Origin of the sequence: Citrobacter sp. S55_ASV_140, assembly GCF_018919505.1 — a bacterium.
GTDB lineage: Bacteria > Pseudomonadota > Gammaproteobacteria > Enterobacterales > Enterobacteriaceae > Citrobacter > Citrobacter werkmanii.
Genome location: NZ_JAHLQZ010000387.1, coordinates 1 through 1,285, shown reverse-complemented (window position 1 = coordinate 1,285; position 1,285 = coordinate 1). Strand labels below are relative to the sequence as shown.

Below are 1,285 nucleotides of genomic sequence, written 5' to 3'. Positions count from 1 at the left end.
GAATCAGGTTGATCGGCCTGATCGTTGGGGACGATACTCAGCGTAAAGCTGGATTCCGCTACGCCATTATTTATGATGCGCTGCTCAATATCGCTCTTAACGCGTTCGCAGGACGCTGGCGCCGCCAGAACTTGCGGGGAGGCAGCTACCAGTAAGATTGCGGCAATTCCTGTTATGTATTTCATCATCAGCTCCTTTTATGATCGACATGAACTAAGAGTAGCATTTCTGGTGTAAATAACTGTATTTGCTAATATGATTGAGAATTATCTTCTTATCCAGGTGAAAAATGTGAAGAAACAGACCCTGTTAGTTTTCCTGTGCGCCGTACTGGTCGGGTGTGATAACGCCAAAGGGCTGGTTTCTTTTACGCCGGAAATGGCCAGTTTTTCCAATGAATTTGATTTCGATCCGCTGCGTGGACCAGTGAAAGATTTCAGTCAGACGCTTCTTAATGATAAAGGTGAAGTTTCCAAGCGCGTTGTCGGTACGCTCTCGCAGGAAGGGTGTTTCGATACGCTTGAACTGCACGATATCGAAAACAATACCGGCATGGCGCTGGTTCTGGATGCCAACTACTATCGCGATGCCGAAACGCTGGAAAAAAAGATCCGCTTGCAGGGTAAATGCCAGCTAGCGGAACTGCCTGCTGCCGGTGTGGTGTGGGATACCGACGATAACGGCTTTGTCGTTTCCGCCACAGGAAAAGAGATGAAAGTCCAGTACCGCTATGACGCGGAAGGCTACCCGCTGGGTAAAACTACTGTCAGTAAAGACAATACCTTACAGGTTGATGCCAAACCGTCGGTTGATCCGCTGAAGAAGCTGGATTACACGGCGGTGAGTATGCTGAACAATCATCCATTGGGTAATGTCAGGCAAACGTGTAAGTACGATAACTACGCCAACCCGGTCAACTGCCAGCTGGTTATCGTCGACGAAAGCGTGAAGCCAGCAGTTGAACATCATTACTCGATTGAAAACACCATCGATTACTACTAGTCGCCTTTACTGAGCGGTAGGTTGTAGCAGGTTAGGACCTGACGTTTTGTGTTCCGCCAAATACTGCTGCTGGAAAATACACATACGGATGGTATTGCGGTACTGGCCGTTGATAAAGAATTCATGAATCAGTTCACCTTCCACCATAAAGCCGAGTTTACGGTAGATGTGGATAGCTTTTTCGTTCTCTTTATCGACGATCAGATACAGCTTATATAAGTTGAGGACGGTAAAACCATAATCCATCGCCAGCTTTGCCGCCCGCGAAGCCAGACCTTTACCC

At 47.7% G+C, this 1,285-nt stretch carries 3 protein-coding genes; 1 reads left to right on the top strand and 2 read right to left on the bottom strand.

What is annotated here, in order from left to right; translation table 11 throughout:
* Positions 1–185, bottom strand: a 185-nt coding sequence (locus KQJ18_RS24040) for a DUF1161 domain-containing protein (protein WP_216422959.1), incomplete at its 3' end; no start/stop codon positions are given.
* Between the two features lie 106 nt (positions 186–291).
* On the opposite strand from KQJ18_RS24040, the gene KQJ18_RS24035 reads away from it, so the two are divergent.
* Positions 292–1,002 carry a YnfC family lipoprotein gene (locus tag KQJ18_RS24035; RefSeq protein WP_038643159.1) on the top strand — a complete coding sequence of 237 codons (711 nt, stop codon included), beginning with the start codon at positions 292–294 and terminating at the stop codon, positions 1,000–1,002.
* Positions 1,003–1,008: 6 nt separating this feature from the next.
* Here KQJ18_RS24035 and KQJ18_RS24030 read toward each other — a convergent pair.
* Positions 1,009–1,285: GNAT family N-acetyltransferase (locus KQJ18_RS24030; RefSeq protein WP_216422958.1), on the bottom strand; the 277-nt coding region annotated here is incomplete at its 5' end.